The sequence below is a fragment of the Mycobacterium numidiamassiliense genome (assembly GCF_900157365.1).
In the GTDB taxonomy this organism is placed as follows: Bacteria; Actinomycetota; Actinomycetes; order Mycobacteriales; family Mycobacteriaceae; genus Mycobacterium; species Mycobacterium numidiamassiliense.
Map to the genome: position 1 here is coordinate 3,331,015 of NZ_FUEZ01000004.1, position 19,188 is coordinate 3,350,202.

Genomic DNA, 19,188 nt, shown 5'->3' on the forward strand with positions numbered 1-19,188 from the left:
GGCGATGGAGTTTCTGCAGGGGCACCAGCCCGGCTATGACCTGACCTACAACGACGTTTTCATCGTGCCGAACCGGTCCGATGTCGCGTCCCGCTACGACGTCGACCTGTCGACTGAGGACGGCTCGGGCACCACCATCCCGCTCGTCGTCGCCAACATGACCGCGGTCGCGGGCCGGCGGATGGCCGAGACGGTGGCGCGCCGCGGGGGCATCGTGATCCTGCCGCAGGACCTGCCGATCACCGTTGTCGAGAAGACGGTGGAGTTCGTCAAGAGCCGCGACCTGGTTCTCGACACCCCGGTGGTGTTGGGGCCCGACGATTCGGTCTCCGACGCGATGGCGCTGATCCACAAGCGCGCCCACGGTGTCGCCGTCGTGCTGTTCGAGGGCCGCCCGATCGGTCTGGTGAGCGAAGCGGCTTGCCTGGGCGTCGACCGCTTCACCAGAGTGCGCGACGTGGCGGTGAGCGACTTCGTCCACGCCCCGGCTGGAACCGAGCCGCGCAAGATTTTCGACCTGCTCGAGCACGCCCCGATCGGGGTTGCCGTGGTGACAAACGTGGACGGCACGTTGGCCGGTGTGTTGACCCGTACCGGGGCACTGCGTACCGGCCTGTACACCCCGGCCACCGATGCCGGCGGGCGGCTGCGGGTCGGTGCTGCCGTGGGCATCACCGGCGACGTGGGCGCCAAGGCGCGGTCGCTGGCCGAGGCCGGCGTCGACGTGCTGGTGATCGACACCGCGCACGGGCATCAGGTCAAAATGCTGGACGCGATCAAGACCGTCGCGTCCCTGGACCTGGGTGTGCTGCTGGCGGCCGGCAACGTGGTGTCCGCCGAGGGCACCCGCGATCTGCTGGGCGCCGGAGCCAACATCGTCAAGGTCGGCGTCGGGCCGGGTGCGATGTGCACGACCCGGATGATGACCGGCGTCGGCCGGCCGCAGTTCTCCGCTGTGCTCGAATGTGCTACTGCGGCAAAGCAACTCGGCGGACACATCTGGGCCGACGGCGGCATTCGTCATCCTCGAGATGTGGCGCTGGCGCTGGCCGCCGGGGCGTCGAACGTCATGATCGGATCGTGGTTCGCCGGCACCTACGAGTCGCCCGGCGACCTGATGCGCGACCGCGACGACCAGCCGTACAAGGAGAGCTACGGCATGGCCTCCAAGCGGGCCGTCGTGGCCCGTAGTCTCGCCGACACCGCGTTCGATCGTGCCCGCAAGGCATTGTTCGAAGAGGGCATCTCGACGTCGAAGATGGAGCTGAACCCCGACAGCGGCGGCGTCGAGGATCTGATCGACCACATCACCTCGGGAGTGCGCAGCACGTGCACCTATGTCGGCGCCTCTACCCTGGCGGAGCTGCATGAGCGGGTCGTCGTCGGCGTGCAGTCGGCCGCAGGCTTCGCCGAGGGACATCCGCTGCCGTTGGGTTGGTGATTATCCGCAGCCCGGGGGCACGTCGAGCCTGAACCTGCCGGATGTGTTCGCTACCATGTGAATTCCAGTGATTTCCACCAGCCGCGGTCGCGCGGTCCATTGAAGAGCGAAAGGGATGACGTGCCGCAGGCACCCGTCGAGGCCGTTGGCTTCCGGGCGAAGCGGCCGCCCCACCCGCCCAGACCGGCTACTCGGCCGGTACACCCAAGGTCCCGATAGCCGAGCCTGATATGAACGCCACCGTCGTCACCGTCGTCAGCGTGTTAGCCATCGCGGTGCTCGTCTTTGGTAACGCCCTCTTCGTCGCGGCCGAGTTCTCGATGACCGCGCTGGACCGCAGCACGGTCGAGGCCAACGCGCGCAAGGGCGGTCGTCGTGACCGATACATCAAGCGGGCCCAGGACAGGCTGTCGTTCCAGCTGTCGGGCGCCCAGTTGGGCATTTCGATCACCACGCTGGTGATCGGATACCTGACCGAGCCGATGACGGCCGACCTGCCGCACCCGTGGCTGGACCAGATCGGGTTACCCGATCGACTGGCCGACGCGATCACCGGGTTCCTGGTGATGGTGATCATTACGTCGGTATCGATGGTGTTCGGCGAGCTGGTCCCGAAATACCTCGCGGTGGCGCGCCCGCTGTCGACCGCGCGCGCCGTCATCGGTTTGCAGCTGGCGTTCTCCCTGCTGCTGACGCCCGTGATCCGATTGACGAACGGCGCGGCCAACTCGATCGTGCGCAAGCTGGGTATCGAGCCGGCCGAGGAACTGCGATCGGCCCGATGCCCGGAGGAACTGGTATCGCTGGTGCGCAATTCGGCGCGCAGCGGCGCGCTGGACCCCGCCACCGCCGCGCTGGTGCGGCGATCGCTGGAGTTCGGGGCGCTGACCGCCGAGGAACTGATGACGCCGCGCTCGAAGATCGTGGCGTTGCAGACAGACGACACGGTCAGCGATGTGATCACCGCCGCCGCCGAATCCGGGTTCTCCCGTTTCCCCGTCGTCGACGGAGATCTCGACGAGACCATCGGGATCGTGCACGTCAAGCAGGTGTTCAAAATCCCGCGGGCCGATCGTCCGCGCACCCTGCTGGCCACCGTTGCCCAACCCGTTCCGGTGGTGCCGTCGACGCTGGACGGCGACGCGGTGATGGCCGAGATCCGGGCCAACACCCTGCAGACCGCCATGGTCGTCGACGAGTACGGCGGCACCGCGGGCATGGTGACCGTCGAGGATCTGATCGAGGAGATCGTGGGCGACGTCCGCGATGAGCACGACGATGCCACTCCCGACGTGGAGCTGGCCGGCAGCGGCTGGCGGGTATCGGGCCTGCTGCGCATCGACGAGGTCGCCTTGGCTACCGGTTATCGGGCGCCCGAAGGGCCTTACGAGACGATCGGCGGGCTGGCGCTGCAGCAAATCGGCCATATACCGGCGGTCGGTGAGACCGTCGAACTGCCGGCGCTGAATGGCGACGGCCTGTTCGACCCCTCGACGCGCTGGCAGGCGACGGTTGTCCGGATGGATGGTCGCCGGATCGATCTCCTCGAGCTGAGCGAACTGGACAGTCACAGCGACGCGCCGATAGGTCAGGGTCACTGATGAACGACGTGCTTGGCGTCCTGCTCGCGCTCTTGCTGATCGGCGCGAACGCGTTCTTCGTGGCCGCCGAATTCTCGCTGATCTCGGCTCGACGCGACCGCCTGGAAGCGCTGGCCGAGCAGGGCAAGGCCAGGGCCGTCACCGTGATTCGGGCCGGCGAGCAACTGTCGTCGATGCTGGCCGGCTCGCAGTTGGGCGTCACGGTCGCCTCGTTGCTGCTCGGTCGTGTCGGTGAGTCGGCGGTCGCCAGCCTGTTGCAATCGGCGTTCGGCCTCTTCACGCTGCACCCCGCGGTGGTGGACTCGATCTCGTTCGTCATCGCGCTCGCCGTCGTCGTGACGATGCACGTGCTGCTGGGCGAGATGGTGCCGAAGAACATCGCCCTGGCCGGCCCCGAGCGCACCGCGATGCTGCTGGTCCCGTCCTACCTCGCCTACGTGCGGGCCGCGCGACCGTTCATCACGTTCTACAACAAGTGCGCCAACTTGATCCTGCGCGCGCTGAAGGTGGAACCCAAGGACGAGCTCAGCATCGCGGTCTCCCCCGCCGTGCTCAGCGAGATGATCTCCGAATCGGTGTCCGAAGGTCTGCTGGATCCCGAGGAGCATGGCAGGCTCACCCGCGCGCTGCAGCTTCGCGACCGCGTCGTCGGTGAGGTGGCCAGGCCCCTCCAAGATGTCCAGGCGCTGCAGTTGTTGTCGGCGGAGTGCGGGCCCACGATCGGCAGCCTCGAGCGTGCCCTGGCCCAGACCGGCTATTCCCGTTTCCCCGTCGCGGGCCTGGACGGGACGTTCATCGGCTACCTGCACATCAAAGACGTGCTGACGCTCGGCGACGATCCGCAGACGGTGATCGACCTGTCCCTGGTGCGCCCGCTGCCGCGCGTCGCCGCGTCGTTGCCGCTGGCGGACGCCCTGTCGCGGATGCGGCGCAACAACAGCCATCTGGCACTGGTGACCGACGCCGGCGGCCAGGTGGTGGCGATGGTGGCGATGGAAGACCTGGTGGAGGATCTGGTTGGCAGCATCCGCGACGCTCAGTGAGCGGCCCGCCGGGCCGCCCGCCGGGCAGGCCTCCGGCTGCCCGTATTATTGACGGCGCCGAAGCGAGACGGTGCGGGGTACACGGGTTGCCAGCAAGTGATCGCTAGGGCCGTGTCGAGTGCTCGCGGCGGCACCCGCTAAGCGCGCTTTGACCTGCTCTTGCGGACGGCAGGGATACGCTCGTTCGGGCTGCTGGCCGGTAGTCTGGTGGCAAAGCTAGTTGGGGCCAGCCTGGGACGAGTGGGACCAATGAAGCAATTTTGGAGGAGAAACATGACTGACCGCGTGTCGGCGGGGAACTTGCGGGTGGCCCGAGTGCTCTACGACTTCGTCAACAACGAAGCCCTCCCCGGCACCGACATCGACCCCGACAGCTTCTGGGCGGGTGTCGACAAGGTCGTCACCGACCTCACCCCGCAGAACCAGGAGCTGCTGGGCCGGCGCGACCAGCTGCAGGCTCAGATCGACAAGTGGCACCGGCAGCGCGTGATCGAGCCCCTCGACATCGACGCCTATCGTCAGTTCCTCACCGAAATCGGTTACCTGCAGCCCGAGCCCGCGGACTTCACCATCACCACCTCGGGCGTCGACGACGAGATCACCACGACCGCCGGCCCGCAGCTGGTGGTGCCGGTGCTCAACGCCCGGTTCGCGCTCAACGCCGCCAACGCCCGCTGGGGCTCGCTGTACGACGCGCTGTACGGCACCGACGTCATCCCGGAAACCGACGGCGCCGACAAGGGTTCCAGCTACAACAAGGTGCGCGGCGACAAGGTCATCGCCTACGCCCGCAAGTTCCTCGACGAGGCCGCGCCGCTGGCGTCGGGCTCGTGGACCGACGTGACCGGCGTGAGCATCGACGACGGGCAGCTGCAGGTCACCCTCGGCGCCGAGTCCACCGCCCTGGCCAGCCCGGACAAGTTCGTCGGCTACACCGGCGACCTCGGCTCCCCCAGCTGGTCGGTGCTGCTGGTCAACCACGGGCTGCACATCGAGATCCTCATCGACCCGCAGTCACCGGTCGGCAAGACCGACCCCGCCGGCATCAAGGACGTGATCCTGGAATCCGCGATCACCACGATCATGGACTTCGAGGACTCGGTGACCGCCGTCGACGCCGACGACAAGGTGCTGGGCTACCGCAATTGGCTGGGGCTCAACAAGGGCGACCTGTCCGAGCAGGTCGACAAGGGCGGCAAGACCATCACCCGCGTGCTCAACGCCGACCGCACCTACACCACGCCGGATGGCGGCGAGCTGACGCTACCCGGCCGCAGCCTGCTGTTCGTCCGCAACGTTGGTCACCTGATGACCAACGACGCGATCGTCGACGCCGACGGTAACGAGGTGTTCGAAGGCATCCAGGACGCCCTGTTCACCGGCCTGACGGCCATCCACGGGATCAAGAGCGGCGACGGCAACGGCCCGCTGCTCAACAGCCGCACGGGTTCGGTGTACATCGTCAAGCCCAAGATGCACGGCCCGGCCGAGGTGGCCTTCACCTGCGAGCTGTTCAGCCGCGTCGAAGACGTGCTGGGGTTGCCGCAGGGCACCCTCAAGGTCGGCATCATGGACGAGGAACGCCGCACCACGGTCAACCTCAAGGCGTGCATCAAGGCTGCCGCCGACCGGGTGGTGTTCATCAACACCGGCTTCCTCGACCGCACCGGCGACGAGATCCATACCTCGATGGAGGCCGGCCCGATGATCCGCAAGGGTGCGATGAAGAACAGCACCTGGATCAAGGCCTACGAGGACGCCAACGTCGACATCGGGCTCGCGGCCGGCTTCAAGGGCAAGGCCCAGATCGGTAAGGGCATGTGGGCGATGACCGAACTGATGGCCGACATGGTCGAGCAGAAGATCGCCCAGCCCAAGGCCGGCGCCACCACCGCCTGGGTGCCCTCGCCCACGGCGGCCACCCTGCATGCGATGCACTACCACCAGGTCGACGTGGGCGCCGTGCAGGAAGAGCTCGAGGGCAAGACCCGCACCAACCTCGACGAGTTGCTGACCATCCCGCTGGCCAAGGAATTGGCTTGGGCCCCTGAGGAAGTCCGCGAGGAGCTGGACAACAACTGCCAGTCCATCCTCGGCTACGTGGTGCGCTGGGTGGAGCAGGGCGTCGGCTGCTCGAAGGTTCCCGACATCCACAACGTCGCCCTCATGGAAGACCGCGCCACCCTGCGGATCTCCAGCCAGCTGCTGGCCAACTGGCTGCGGCACGGCGTCATCACCGAGGAGGACGTGCGGGCCAGCCTGGAACGGATGGCGCCGCTGGTGGACAAGCAAAACGAGGGTGACGCGGAGTACCGGCCGATGGCGCCCAACTTCGACGACAGCATCGCCTTCTCGGCCGCCCAGGAGCTGATCCTGTCCGGCGGGCAGCAGCCGAACGGCTACACGGAGCCGATCCTGCATCGGCGCCGGCGTGAATTCAAGGCACGCGCGGGTGCCTGATTCGGGCTCAACCTGCGGTAACGCAACTGATGGCTAGACTCGGCGCCGGTTTGGATTCGATGCGTCGACAGGAAGGCAGCGGGCAGCGGCATGGGTAGGCACAGCGCCCCCGAACCCGAGGACTCGGCCGACGACGTCGTCGACGACTCTGTCGCCGACGACTACACGGCCCGCCACCTCGACGCCGACGACTCCGACGGTTTAGAAGACCAGGCGAGCGACGAGCCGCTGGCCGCGTCGTCCGGCTTCGCCTTCCCTGCGCCGGGCCTGCGGCCCCACACCGACGCGGGCGGCTATCCCGGGGACCAGCACGACGATGACGACGGCTACGCAGAAGACGACGGCTATCCCGCCGACGATGGCTACCCCGCGGACGACGCCGTCGTGGATGACCTCGTCGACGACGAGTATCCGGAATTTCCGCTGCGACCGGCGAGCGCGGTGGGCTCCGAGCCGCCGCCCGCAGCGCCGGGCCTGCCCGGTTCCGGCCGTCGAGTACTCGGCGACTGGCGGGGTGGGCACCGCAGTGTCGGCGGGCGGCGCGGGGTCAGCATTGGCGTGATCGTGGCGCTGGTCGCGGTTGTCGTGGTGGTGGGCACCGTGATCCTGTGGAGCTTCTTCGGCGACGTGTTGTCCCACCGCTCGCACAACGCCGCGGCCCGTTGCATCGGCGGCAAAGAGTCGGTCGCCGTCGTCGTCGACCCGTCGATCGCCGAACCGGTGCAGCAACTCGCCGACAGCTACAACTCAACGGCGGGCCCGGTGGGTGACCACTGCATGGTGGTCACCGTCAAACCGGCCGGCTCCGACGCCGTGGTCAGCGGATTCATCGGTAAGTGGCCCGCGGAATTGGGCGGACAGCCCGCACTGTGGATCCCGGGGAGCTCCGTCTCGGCGGCTCGGCTAGCCGCGGCGACCGGGCAGAAGACGATCAGCGACAGCCGGTCACTGGTGACCTCGCCGGTCCTGCTCGCCATGCGGCCCGAACTGCAGCGCGCCCTCACCAACCAGGGCTGGGGTGCGCTGCCCGGACTGCAAACCAACCCGAATGCGTTGGCGGGCATCAACTTACCGGCCTGGGGGTCGCTGCGGCTGGCGCTGCCGACCACCGGCAACAGCGACGCTTCGTATCTGGCCGGCGAGGCGGTGGCGGCCGCGTCGGTGCCGCCCGGTGCGCCGGTCACCCAGGGCACCGCCGCGGTGCGCACCGTGGTCGGTGCGCAGCCCAAGCTGGCGGACAGCACCCTGGTCGAGGCGCTGAACACCTTGCTCAAGCCCGGCGACGCGGCAACCGCGCCGGTGCACGCGGTCATCGCCACCGAACAGCAGTTGTACCAGCGCGGCGAGTCACTGGCCGACGCCAAGAACGTGCTGGGTTCCTGGCTGCCGTCCGGGCCGGTGCCGGTCGCCGACTACCCCACGGTCCTGCTCAGCGGGACCTGGCTGTCGTCGGAGCAGAGCTCGGCGGCCAGCGAGTTCACCCACTTCATGCGTAAGCCCGAACAACTCGCCAAGCTGGCCAAGTTCGGTTTCCGGGTCAACGGCGTCAAACCGCCGAGCAGCGCGGTCACGTCCTTCGCCGCACTGCCGTCCACGCTGTCGGTGGGTGACGACGCCGTGCGCGCCACGCTGGCCGACGCCATGGCCACCCCGTCCAGTGGTTCGGCCGCGACCATCCTGCTCGACCAGTCGATGCCGGGCGACGAAGGCGGGAAAACCCGTCTGGCCAATGTGATTGCAGCCCTCAACGACAAGATCAAGGCGTTACCCCCGAGCGCGATCCTGGGGTTGTGGACGTTCGACGGCCATGAGGGTCGATCGGAGGTGGCGATCGGCCCGCTCGGCGACCCGGTCAACGGCCAGCCCCGTTCGGCGGCACTGGCCGCCGCGCTGGACAAGCAGTATTCCTCGGGTGGCGGTGCGGTGTCGTTCACCACGCTGCGCATGCTATACCAGGATTTTCAAGCTAAATATGTTGCGGGACAAACGAATTCGATACTGCTGATCACAGCTGGCCCGCACACGGACCAGTCCCTGGACGGGGCGGGGTTGCAGAATTTCATCCGCACCAGCGCGGACCCCGCCAAACCGATCGCGGTCAATGTCATCGATTTCGGCAATGACCCGGACCGGGCGACCTGGGAGGCCGTCGCCCAACTCAGCGGCGGCAGCTACCAGAACCTTGCGACCTCGGCGTCGCCTGATCTTGCGGCGGCCATCAACACGTTCCTAAGCTGAAGTCGTGCCGGGCCTGGCCGAAAGGCGCCAATGAACATCGAATTCACGCCGGATCCGCTGCTGTATCCGTTCACCTCACGCTGGTTCGACAGCTCGCGGGGTCGCGTGCACTACATCGACGAAGGCCCCGCCGGTTTCGCGGGGCCGCCGCTGTTGTTATTCCACGGCAACCCGACGTGGAGTTTCCTGTATCGCCACATCGTCGTCGCTCTGCGTGACCGATTCCGTTGCATCGCACCGGATTACCTCGGCTTCGGGTTGTCGGAACGGCCCAGCGGATTCGGCTATACCATCGACGAACACGCACGCGTGATGGGTGAATTCGTCGACCACCTCGGCCTCGACGGGTACCTGACGATGGGTCAGGACTGGGGCGGACCGATCAGCATGGCGGTCGCGGTGGCGCGCGCGCAGCGCGTGCGCGGAGTTGTCCTGGGCAACACCTGGTTCTGGCCGACCGACGTGTTGACGACGAAGATATTCTCCCGCGTGATGTCCAGCCCGCCGATGCAGCGCGCGATCCTGCGACGCAACTACTTCGTCGAGCGAATGATCCCGCTGGGGACCGCGAAGCCGCCCAGCGCGGCGGTGATGGCGCATTACCGCGGCGTGCAGCCCAACCCCGAGGCGCGCTTGGGCGTCGCCAAGATGCCGAAGGAACTGCTGGCGGCTCGCACGCTGCTGGACCGGCTGAGCCATGAAGTGCCTGCCACGCTCGGGGCGAAACCCGCGTTATTCGTTTGGGGCATGAAGGATTTCGCGTTCCGGCCGGGCCCGTCGCTGCCCCGGATGCGCGCGGCCTTTCCCGATCACGTCCTGGTCGAGCTGCCCGAGGCCAAGCATTTCATCCAGGAGGACGCGCCTGACGAGATCGCCGCGGCGATCATCGAGCGCTTCGGCTGAGACCCGGCCGGCTCAGCCAAAGGCCCCTAAGACCCCTAAGGCCCCTTAAGCGAAGGCCTCCACCGGCGGGCACGAGCACATCAGGTTGCGGTCCCCGTAGGCGCCGTCGATGCGCCGCACGGGAGGCCAGACCTTGGGCCGGAACTCCTTGCCCAGCGGATAGGCGGCCTCCTCCCGGGTGTAGGGATGCTCCCACTTGTCGACCACCAGGCACTCCGCGGTGTGCGGGGCGCCCCGTAGCGGATTGTCATCCGCGGGCCACTCCCCGGCTCCGACGCGATCGATCTCGCCGCGGATGGCGATCATCGCCTCGCAGAAAGCGTCGATCTCGGTGAGACTCTCGCTCTCGGTCGGCTCCACCATCAGCGTGCCGGCTACCGGGAAACTCATGGTGGGTGCATGAAAACCATAGTCCGCCAAGCGCTTTGCCACATCGTCGACGGTCACGCCGGTCGACTTGGTGATGCCGCGCAGGTCCAGGATGCACTCGTGGGCGACCATGCCGTTCTCGCCGGTGTAGAGCACCGGGAAGTACTCGTCGAGGCGACGCGCGATGTAGTTGGCCGAGGCGATCGCGGTCAGTGATGCCGCCCGCAGTCCGTCGGGCCCCATCATCCTGATGTAGGCCCAGCTGATCGGCAGGATGGACGCCGACCCGTAGGGCGCCGACGACACCGGGTGCCCCTGCGGCAATTCCGGGGCATACGGGTGACCCGGCAGGAACGGCGCCAGATGCGACCGCACCGCCACCGGGCCGACACCCGGACCACCGCCGCCGTGCGGGATGCAGAACGTCTTGTGCAGGTTCAGGTGGCTCACATCGCCGCCGAACTTGCCGGGCCGGGCCAGCCCGACCAGCGCGTTGAGGTTGGCGCCGTCGACGTACACCTGGCCGCCGGCGTCGTGCACGGCCGCGCAGATGTCGGCGATGTCGTGCTCGTAGACGCCGTGGGTGGACGGATAGGTGATCATCAGCGTCGACAGCCGCTCGGCGTGTTCGCCGACCTTGGCGCGCAAGTCGTCGAGGTCGACGTCGCCGTTGTCCAGACAGCCGACCACGACCACCCGCATTCCGGCCAGCGCGGCCGACGCGGCGTTGGTGCCGTGCGCGCTGGATGGGATCAGGCAGACGTCGCGGTGCGGCTCGCCACGGCTGGCGTGGTAGTCGCGGACGGCGAGCAGGCCGGCGTACTCGCCCTGCGAGCCGGCGTTGGGTTGCAGGGAAACGGCGTCATAGCCGGTGATTTCGACCAGCCAGGTCTCCAGGTCCGCGATGAGACGACGCAGCCCCGCGCTGTCGGCGACCGGAGCGAACGGATGCAACCGGGAGAATTCCGGCCAGGTGATCGACTCCATCTCGGCGGCGGCGTTGAGCTTCATCGTGCACGAGCCAAGCGGAATCATGCTGCGGTCCAAGGCAATATCCTTGTCCGCGAGCGCGCGCAGGTAGCGCATCATCGCCGTCTCGGTGTGGTGCTGAGTGAAGGCGGGATGGGTGAGGAATTCCGATGTGCGGGTGGCGATCTCGGAGTCGGCCCGATCAACGGCGGCCACCCCGAAGGCTTCGAGAACGGCGGCGACGTGAGCGTCGGTGGTCGCTTCGTCGCACGCTACCGACACATGGTCGGCGTCGACCCGCCACAGGTTGACGCCGTTGGCCTTGGCCGCGGCCAGCACCTCGTCGGCGCGCCCGGGCACCCGGGCCAGCACCGTGTCGAAATACTTGTCATGCACCGCCGCGTCGCCCAGCGCGGCCGCGATCGCCCCGGCGTGGGTGTGCACCCGGCGGGCGATCGCGGTCAGCCCGTCGGCCCCGTGATAGCTGGCGTACATCGCGGCCATCACCGCGAGCAGCACCTGCGCCGTGCAGATGTTGCTGGTCGCCTTATCGCGGCGGATGTGCTGCTCGCGGGTCTGCAGCGCCAGTCGATACGCCGGCGAGCCGTCACTGTCGACGGACACACCGACCAGCCGGCCCGGCAGCTGACGGGCATGCTTGGCGTGCACCGCGAGATAGCCGGCATGTGGACCGCCGAATCCCATTGGCACACCAAATCTTTGGCTGGTGCCGAATGCCACGTCGGCGCCGATGTCGCCCGGAGGTGCGACGAGCGTGCACGCCAGCAGGTCGGCACCGATCGCGACCAGGGCCCCACGCTCGTGGGCCTCGGCGACCAAGCCCGACCAATCGGTGATCCGGCCGCTGGCCCCGGGCAGCTGGGCGATGACACCGAAGAAGTCGCCGTCCGGCAGGCCCTCGCGCAGGTCCACGGTCACGATCTCGATGCCCAGTGGCTTCGCGCGGGTGGCCAGGATGGCCGCGGTCGCGGCGAACACGTCGACGTCGACCGCGAGCCGGTTCGCCGGACCGCGAACCGCCCGGTGCATCAACGTCATTGCCTCGGCCGCCGCGGTCCCCTCGTCGAGCATCGACGCATTCGCGATCTCGAGCCCGGTCAGATCGCTGACCATGGTCTGGAAATTCAGCAACGCTTCCAGCCGGCCCTGGCTGATCTCGGGCTGATACGGCGTGTAGGCGGTGTACCAGGCCGGATTCTCTAAGATGTTGCGCAGCAACACCGGCGGTGTGAGCGTGTCGTAGTAGCCCTGCCCGATCATCGACACCGCGACGGTGTTGTCGTCGGCCAGGGCACGCAGCTCGGCCAGCGCCTCGCTCTCGGTGGCGGCCGGTGGCAGCCGGTCCAGCCCCGGCGCGGCGCCGCCCGCGGTGAGCTCGTCGAAGATTCCCGTCGGGACGGCCTTGGCGGCCAGCTCGTCGAGCGACGCGACACCGATGAGGTCGAGCATGGCGGTGATGGCCTGGCTGTCGGGCCCGATGTGGCGGAAGGCGAAAGTTGACTGGTCGGGCACGGGCACTCCTGACAACGGCAGAGGGTTTAGCGGCCCTCTCCCTCTGTCGTCGACCCGTGCCGGGTGCCTGAGAGATTCGACAGCCGGATCAGGGTTGTCTTTCCCCATGGGCGGGTGAGCCGGACATCCGGGCCACCGCTTTCCAGAGACATCGGGATCCCGCGCGGTCCGGGTGCCTGAGAGATTGACGGAGAGGTGTTGCTCCTTCGGCGTTCGTGACTGGACGCCACGAAACTCTCCCGCACGAGGGCGATGCACACCCGACTCTACTCGCGCGGCCAGGGGCGGGCGCCATAATCGCACCCGTAACGGGTGACGTCGGGACTAGCCGATTTTGCGGTCGCGGTGCTTGCGCCGGGAGGCCAGCTCGTCCTCCGGCGTGGCGATCGACTCGCCACCGTCGGCGCGTTCACCCGGGAAATCGGCGATGATGCCGGTCAGCTCGCGCATCGCGCCGGACACCGCGATCCCGAACACGCCCTGGCCACCCTGCAGCAGGTCGACGACCTCTTCGGCCGAGGTGCACTCGTAGACGGTGGTGCCGTCGGAGAACAGGGTGATGTTGGCCAGATCCTCAACACCGCGCTGGCGCAGGTGGTCGACCGCGACCCGGATGTTGTGCAGGGAGATGCCGGTGTCCAGCAGTCGCTTGACGATCTTGAGGACCAGTATGTCCTTGAACGAGTAGAGGCGCTGGCTGCCCGACCCTGCCGCACTGCGGATCGACGGCACTACCAGCGACGTGCGTGCCCAGTAGTCCAGCTGGCGGTAGGTGATGCCGGCGATCTGACAGGCGCTGGGCCCGCGGTAGCCGACCAGCTCATCGGGCACCGAATCGTCGGGGAACAGTCCGGGCTGCACGGGTTCGCTCACCGCGGCGACACTGGGCTCACCGCCGGTCGCCGCGTGGTCAGCAAGGTCGAGCTTTTCTTGACGTGGCTGCTCGCTCACCCTGATTCCTCTCGCCGATCGCGCTCTTGTCACTAGCTGCGTTCACTGGCTGCGTTAACAACCACGTTTGCTCAGGCCCGAGTGCTAGAGAGCTTACGCTGTTCGATAGCTGCCGCACCTTAAGTCGTCATCAAAGTATGGCCGCCATAGGGGGAAGTGGCCGCGCATCCGTCAGGCGTGTCGACATCACAGTCTCAGATGAGACGTATCCGTGATATCGATGTTCAGCCTAGTACCTATCGGACGACGATTTCGCCATCCGGCCACGGCCAGCGAGGATCGGCCCGATCAGGTGGCTTTGAAGTCGTCGGGAGAAACGCTGTCGAGAAATTCCTTGAATTTCTCCACCTCGTCTTCCCGGACGACGGTGTTGTCCTCTTCGTCGCTCTCGTCGGGAATCAGCAGACCGGCCTGAGCCAGCACCGCCTCCTCGACGTAGATCGGAACGCCGACGCGCAGCGCGATCGCCACCGAGTCCGAGGGGCGCGCAGACACGGTGATGTTGCGGTCGAAAACCAGGTCGGCGTAGAACGTGCCTTCCTGCAGATCGACGATCCGCACCTCTTTCAGCGAATGTCCCAGCGCGGCAATCAGATCCCTGATCAAATCGTGAGTCAACGGGCGGGGCGGCTCGACGCCTTGTTGTTCCAGGGCAATAGCGGCGGCCTCAGACTGCCCGATCCAGATCGGAAGGTACCGGTCACCGTTGGCCTCGCGGAGTAACAACACCGGCTGGTTCTGCGGCTGCTCGACGCGAATGCCGACAACACGAACTTCGCCCATCTGTGTCCGCCCTCCGCACGCCGCAATGTCCGACCCGACCGTCGAATGCCAAGCCGTTGAACGAAGTCTAGTCCTCAGCGATGCAGAACGTCGCGAACGGCAGACTTGATCAACGACGTGTGCAGGGTGATGGCCAGCGCGGCAACTTCACGAGCCAGGTCGTCCGCGCGATCGCGGGCGCCGGCCTTGTCGGCTTTGACTAACGGCCCGGCGATTTGGGCGATCAGGTCGGACTGCCGGTCGGCCGCCGAGCGGAAGGCGCGCAGGTGCCGGGGCTCGACACCGTAGTCGGACAACGCCCGTGCGCATTGCAGGATCACCACCGCATGTTCGTCGAAGAATCCGCCCGGACCGGTGGTGATCACGCCGGCTTTGAGCAGCGCCGAAAGTAGGTCGTCGTGCACGCCCGAGCGGTCCAGCAGATCCTCGCGACTCAACCGGATGCGGGTGGGCGCAACCGCCGCGGCGTCGGATCCGGCATGCACGTCGGCGCCGATGTCGCCGCTACCCCCGACCGACACCAATCGCGGTACGCCGTAAGGAGATCCCACGGCCGGTAGCTCGCCGTCCGGTTGGGCGTCCAGCTGCGCCCGGATCACCTTCAGCGGCAGATAATGATCACGCTGCGCGGTGAGGATGAACCGCAGCCGGGCGCAGTCGTATGCGGTGAACCTCCGGTATCCCGATGCAGCGCGCTGAGGGGTGACCAGCCCTTCAGCCTCCAAGAAGCGAATCTTGGAGATGGTGACATCGGGGAAATCCGGTCTTAGCAAGTCCAAGACCGCCCCAATCGACATCCCGGCGAGTGCCGAGCTATCGGGTGCGCTCACTAGCCTGCGGATCCTCCGTCGTCGTCCTGCTTCGGGCCGGTCAGGAAGACCAACCGGAATTTGCCGATCTGCACTTCGTCACCGTTTGCCAGTACGGCCGAATCCACCGGCTCACGGTTGACGTAGGTGCCATTGAGACTACCGACATCGACGACCTGGAACTCGTTGCTTTCCAGCCGGAATTCGGCGTGGCGGCGGCTTACCGTGACGTCGTCGAGGAAGATGTCGCTGTCGGGGTGCCGCCCGGCCGAGGTGATGGGCTGGTCGAGCAGGAACCGTGATCCCGCGTTGGGTCCCCGTTTGACGACGAGCAAAGCCGAGCCGGCCGGAAGTCCTTCGACCCCGGATACGGCGCTCTCGCCGCCGGTTTGCGCGGGCGCGTCCAGTTCGTTGAGGAAGTCGGCGCGGAAGACCGAAGTAGTCTCCGCCGTGACTTCATCAGAGTCCTTGTCCATGTCCGTCACGCGCTGCTCCTCACTGGCCGCTGTGGCGTTGTCTGACCGGGCCGATCGGCCGGCTTCCCACTAGCTCTCACTCGGTTTATTGCTCCGGATCGCCGATTTCTTGCCTTCTCAAGCTGTTGTGACGACCGTACCGCGCAGTGGTGAGGAATGCGCCTACCACTACCTGTATTGCGAGCCGACTGCCCGGCTCCCGCGGCCCCCCTGCTGGTACGCCCGCCGCGGGCCTGGTGGTGGGCCACGATCTCGTCGTGCGAAGGGCTGGCAGGGACATTAGCAACCGTCATTCGGTCAGTGTGCCGCGGTAGGCGTCGGCGTCAAGCAGGGCCGCAATAGCTGACTCCAACCCGGCGACATCCGAGGCCTGGACATCGACCAGCCAGCCGGCCCCGTAAGGATCGGAGTTGACCAGCTGCGGACTGCCATCCAGATCGCCGTTGACCGCGGACACCGTGCCCGAGACCGGCGCGTAGAGGTCCGAGACCGACTTCGTCGACTCCACCTCGCCGAAGGATTCACCGGCGGTGACCTGGGCGCCCACGTCGGGCAGCTGCACGAAAACGACATCACCCAGAGCCGACTGCGCAAAGTCGGTAATCCCAATCCGCGCGATGTCATCTGCGCTGCGGCGAACCCACTCGTGTTCGGGCGTGTAATGCAGGTCGGGCGGGATATCGCTCACGGCAATCCTGTTCTGGTCGGATTCTGGTCGGGCTAGTTCACTTGACGGGCTGAGCGTATTGGTGCGGTTTTGGTTGTCGCAAGGTGGTCACGTCCACCCGGTTGGCCTGCTGCACCGACATTCGTGCGCCGACGCGCTTGATGCTGTCCTCCGCGCCGCCGGGAATGTTCATCGCGGCGGCCAGCGTGGGCGAATCACCAATGGCGAGAATCGAATACGGCGGCGACAGGGTCTTGCTGTCGATGGTCAACGACCCGGGGCTGCCGACGACCCAGGTGTCGACGCCCACCCGGATGGACTGATGGCCGTCGCTGATCTGGATCGCCTCGGCTCCTGCGGCACGCAACTCGTTGATCACGTCGAGCATCACCTCCGGTGACACCCCGGGGCCGGGGTCGTCGATGGTGACGGTGACGCCGGGCCCGGTGGCGCCCACCGTGCCGACCAGGATCGACAGCGCGGCCAGCCTGGCCTGGGCGTTCTGGATGGCGGCCTGGTCGGAGTTACCGGACGCCTGCAGCGAATTGAGCGTGTTCTGCAGCTCGCTCACCTCGGTGTTCAGCGTGGCTTCGCGCTGCCGCAACGAATCCAGCAGCACCAGCAGATCCGCGGGCCGCGCGGTGTCCAGCGAATCGCCCGTTTTGGTCTGGCGGACCTGGGTGACGATGGCGATTCCCAGCAGCAGGCACAGCAGGGTCGCCAACGCTCCGAACGCAAGACGTGAGCGGCCGCTGCGCAGCACCGCGGACAGGCCCGTGCGGCCCACCGGCCCGATCTCGGGACGCGGGCTGTTCGCCGGCAGTTCGTGGCGACCCCGCGGGGCAGCCGCGTGGGCTGCGGAGTCGGCTGTGGCGTGCCCGGTTGCCGCGTCACGACTTTCGTCGTCGGCGCCCGGTGGCAGGTCCTGGCTCACGCTGACCTCGTCTGGGTCATGGTGCCGCTCCTCCACTTCACTTCGCTCTGCATCGTCGCGTCGCCGGCGCGCGTTACGCGCCGAACAGTCGGCGCCGAAGCGCGGCCGCGTTGCCGAAGATGCGGATGCCCAGCACCACGATGATGGCGGTGGACAACTGCGTGCCGACACCAAGCTGGTCGCCGACGTAGACGATCAACGCGGCCACAAAGACGTTGAAAACAAACGAAATCACGAAGACCTTGGGATCGAAGATCCGCTCCAGGTAGGCGCGCAGCCCGCCGAACACCGCGTCCAGTGCGGCCACCACCGCGATGGGCAGATACGGCTGGATGACCTCGGGTACCGCGGGGTGAAAGATCAAGCCCAGCACGATGCCGATCGCCAGCGCCGCGATGCCGATCATGCGGCGTTTCCCGTGGGTGTTGCTCGCGCGGGGAGCTCTGTCAGCACGACTTTTCTCACTAGGGCCCAATCTGTTTGGCGAATTTGACCTCCCGGACCGATCCGGCAGGCAGCGACAAACCGTCGGAGACGTTCACCGTGACGCCGACGCCGTAGGAGATCTCCAGCAGCCTAAGCCGCTGCAAGCCGGGGCTGTTGTCGAAGACGTCGCGCATCGCGTGCGGCGGCCCGATCGCAAGGATCGTGTAGGGACTGCTGGTGGGGTTGTTGTCGACCAGGATCGCTCCCCCGGCCTGGCGGATGGTCACATTCGGTCCGATGCGCGCGCCATCGACCGAAATGGCCTCGGCGCCACTGGCCCACAACGAGTTGACGACGAGCTGTAGGTCTCGGTCCAGGATGATCTGCCGGTTGCCGTTGACCCGCTGCTTGGACACGTCGGAAAGGTTCGGGCTGGCACCGGGATCGGTGATGGTGACCGTCAGGCCGGGGCCGATGATCGCCGTGCTGGCCGCGGCCAGGCTCAGCGCGTCGAGCCGGCTGAGCAGCCGCTGCCCCTCGGCGTCGTCGGCCAGCGCGTGGCGCTGGACATCGTCGACTTGAGTCGACAGGACGCTGCGCTGCTTGGCCAGCTTGCTCGTGGAGCCTTCGGTGGACCGGACGCTGCGCACCAACAGCTGCTGGGCGGTGCGCACCCCGGGTTCGACGGAGCGGGCCTGCGCTACGGCGGCCGCGAAGACGGCCGCGACCAGCGTGGCCGCCAGCGCCTGCCAGACCCAGCCGAAGGCGCGTGCTCGCCCACTTTCGGGTGCGCCGCCACGCCTTTCGGCGGCCGCGGCGTAGCCAGGGTCCAGATGCTCCGACAGCAAGGCCCGCAGCAGCGACGGCACCGGGATGAGCGTGGGGCGCTGCGCGGCGTGGGCGCTGCGGCCCGCGTTGGGGTCGTACCCGCCGAGCAGGCGGTCGGGCTCAGCCATGGTCACCCGCCGGCTGAGCCGCTTGGTGTCTCAGCTTGGGCATCTGTCGCACCACCAACGTCATCTGGACCACGTACAGCACGAACGACCACAGGTAGGCGTACATGCCCCAGATCAGGAAGCCCCAACCGCAGGCCCCGATCACGCGGCTCCACAACGCATCCCAGGTGCCCAGCAGGACCAGCGGAAAACCGGACATCAGGGCGAATGTCGCGGCCTTGCCGATGTAGGTCACCGGCAGCGCCGACAGGCCGCGGCTGCGCAGCAGCGGCAGGCACGCGGCCAGCAGGCCGTCGCGCACCAGGAGCGCGATGACGAACCACCACGGCACGATCCCGCTCAACGCCATCACGACCGGAACGGTCACCATGTAGAGCCGGTCAACGGCGGGATCGAGCAGCACGCCCAACCGCGACGATTGGTTCAGGGTGCGGGCGATCTTGCCGTCCGCCCAGTCCGAGGCGCCGCTGAACATCAGGATCGCGACGGCCCAGCCGTTGGCGTGGGCGAACATCAGGGCGTAGATGAAGACCGGGATGAGCGCCAATCGGATGGCGCTCAGCAAGTTGGGTACGGTCAGCACCCGATCGGGCGGCTGCGGCTCCATGAGCCGTGACATTAGCCCGGCG

General features: G+C 67.2%; 16 protein-coding genes and 2 riboswitches. Of the genes, 6 read left to right on the forward strand and 10 right to left on the reverse strand.

Annotated elements, in window-relative coordinates; all coding sequences use genetic code 11:
* The first annotated feature begins 4 nt into the window (after positions 1–4).
* From MNAB215_RS24325 to MNAB215_RS24350, 6 genes are all read left to right on the forward strand, one after another.
* The gene (locus MNAB215_RS24325) at positions 5–1,441 is read left to right on the forward strand and encodes a GuaB1 family IMP dehydrogenase-related protein (RefSeq protein WP_077081066.1); all 1,437 of its coding nucleotides are present in this window, start codon (positions 5–7) and stop codon (positions 1,439–1,441) included.
* A gap of 230 nt (positions 1,442–1,671) precedes the next feature.
* On the forward strand, positions 1,672–3,042 hold the full coding sequence (locus MNAB215_RS24330; protein ID WP_077081067.1) for a hemolysin family protein: 1,371 nt from the start codon (positions 1,672–1,674) through the stop codon (positions 3,040–3,042).
* Entirely contained in the window at positions 3,042–4,085 is a 1,044-nt protein-coding gene (locus MNAB215_RS24335) for a hemolysin family protein (protein WP_077081068.1), read from the forward strand. The genes MNAB215_RS24330 and MNAB215_RS24335 overlap by 1 nt, the downstream gene beginning before the upstream one ends.
* Before the next feature lie 273 nt (positions 4,086–4,358).
* Complete coding sequence (locus MNAB215_RS24340) at positions 4,359–6,545, forward strand: malate synthase G (protein ID WP_077081069.1); 2,187 nt, start codon at positions 4,359–4,361, stop codon at positions 6,543–6,545.
* 90 nt (positions 6,546–6,635) lie between these two features.
* On the forward strand, positions 6,636–8,783 hold the full coding sequence (locus MNAB215_RS24345) for a substrate-binding domain-containing protein (protein WP_077081070.1): 2,148 nt from the start codon (positions 6,636–6,638) through the stop codon (positions 8,781–8,783).
* Between the two features lie 30 nt (positions 8,784–8,813).
* Positions 8,814–9,686 (forward strand): haloalkane dehalogenase, encoded by an 873-nt coding sequence (locus MNAB215_RS24350; protein ID WP_077081071.1) that lies wholly within the window; start codon positions 8,814–8,816, stop codon positions 9,684–9,686.
* Positions 9,687–9,731: 45 nt separating this feature from the next.
* Here MNAB215_RS24350 and gcvP read toward each other — a convergent pair whose 3' ends face one another.
* From gcvP to MNAB215_RS24400, 10 genes are all read right to left on the reverse strand, one after another.
* Entirely contained in the window at positions 9,732–12,557 is a 2,826-nt protein-coding gene (gene gcvP, locus MNAB215_RS24355) for an aminomethyl-transferring glycine dehydrogenase (RefSeq protein ID WP_077082293.1), read from the reverse strand.
* A gap of 33 nt (positions 12,558–12,590) precedes the next feature.
* Positions 12,591–12,711: riboswitch (glycine riboswitch) on the reverse strand.
* Positions 12,712–12,809, reverse strand: a riboswitch (glycine riboswitch).
* 72 nt (positions 12,810–12,881) lie between these two features.
* Positions 12,882–13,508, reverse strand: coding sequence for a MerR family transcriptional regulator (locus MNAB215_RS24360; protein ID WP_077081072.1), 627 nt, complete (start codon positions 13,506–13,508; stop codon positions 12,882–12,884).
* Positions 13,509–13,796: 288 nt separating this feature from the next.
* On the reverse strand, positions 13,797–14,291 hold the full coding sequence (locus MNAB215_RS24365; protein WP_077081073.1) for a bifunctional nuclease family protein: 495 nt from the start codon (positions 14,289–14,291) through the stop codon (positions 13,797–13,799).
* 74 nt (positions 14,292–14,365) lie between these two features.
* Positions 14,366–15,121 carry a transcriptional regulator FtsR gene (ftsR, locus tag MNAB215_RS24370; protein ID WP_077081074.1) on the reverse strand — a complete coding sequence of 252 codons (756 nt, stop codon included), beginning with the start codon at positions 15,119–15,121 and terminating at the stop codon, positions 14,366–14,368.
* Complete coding sequence (garA, locus tag MNAB215_RS24375) at positions 15,121–15,576, reverse strand: glycogen accumulation regulator GarA (protein ID WP_108637695.1); 456 nt, start codon at positions 15,574–15,576, stop codon at positions 15,121–15,123. The genes ftsR and garA overlap by 1 nt, the downstream gene beginning before the upstream one ends.
* Positions 15,577–15,865: 289 nt before the next feature.
* Entirely contained in the window at positions 15,866–16,264 is a 399-nt protein-coding gene (gene gcvH, locus MNAB215_RS24380) for a glycine cleavage system protein GcvH (protein ID WP_077081076.1), read from the reverse strand.
* A 37-nt stretch (positions 16,265–16,301) separates the two neighbouring features.
* On the reverse strand, positions 16,302–17,177 hold the full coding sequence (locus tag MNAB215_RS24385) for a DUF881 domain-containing protein (RefSeq protein ID WP_077082294.1): 876 nt from the start codon (positions 17,175–17,177) through the stop codon (positions 16,302–16,304).
* A gap of 73 nt (positions 17,178–17,250) precedes the next feature.
* Positions 17,251–17,583 carry a small basic family protein gene (locus MNAB215_RS24390; RefSeq protein ID WP_077081077.1) on the reverse strand — a complete coding sequence of 111 codons (333 nt, stop codon included), beginning with the start codon at positions 17,581–17,583 and terminating at the stop codon, positions 17,251–17,253.
* Positions 17,584–17,641: 58 nt separating this feature from the next.
* Positions 17,642–18,559, reverse strand: coding sequence for a DUF881 domain-containing protein (locus MNAB215_RS24395; RefSeq protein ID WP_077082295.1), 918 nt, complete (start codon positions 18,557–18,559; stop codon positions 17,642–17,644).
* Positions 18,552–19,166: a CDP-alcohol phosphatidyltransferase family protein gene (locus tag MNAB215_RS24400; RefSeq protein WP_077081078.1), complete on the reverse strand. Its 615-nt coding sequence runs from the start codon at positions 19,164–19,166 to the stop codon at positions 18,552–18,554. Before MNAB215_RS24400 ends, MNAB215_RS24395 begins: the two co-directional genes overlap by 8 nt.
* Positions 19,167–19,188 lie beyond the last annotated feature (22 nt).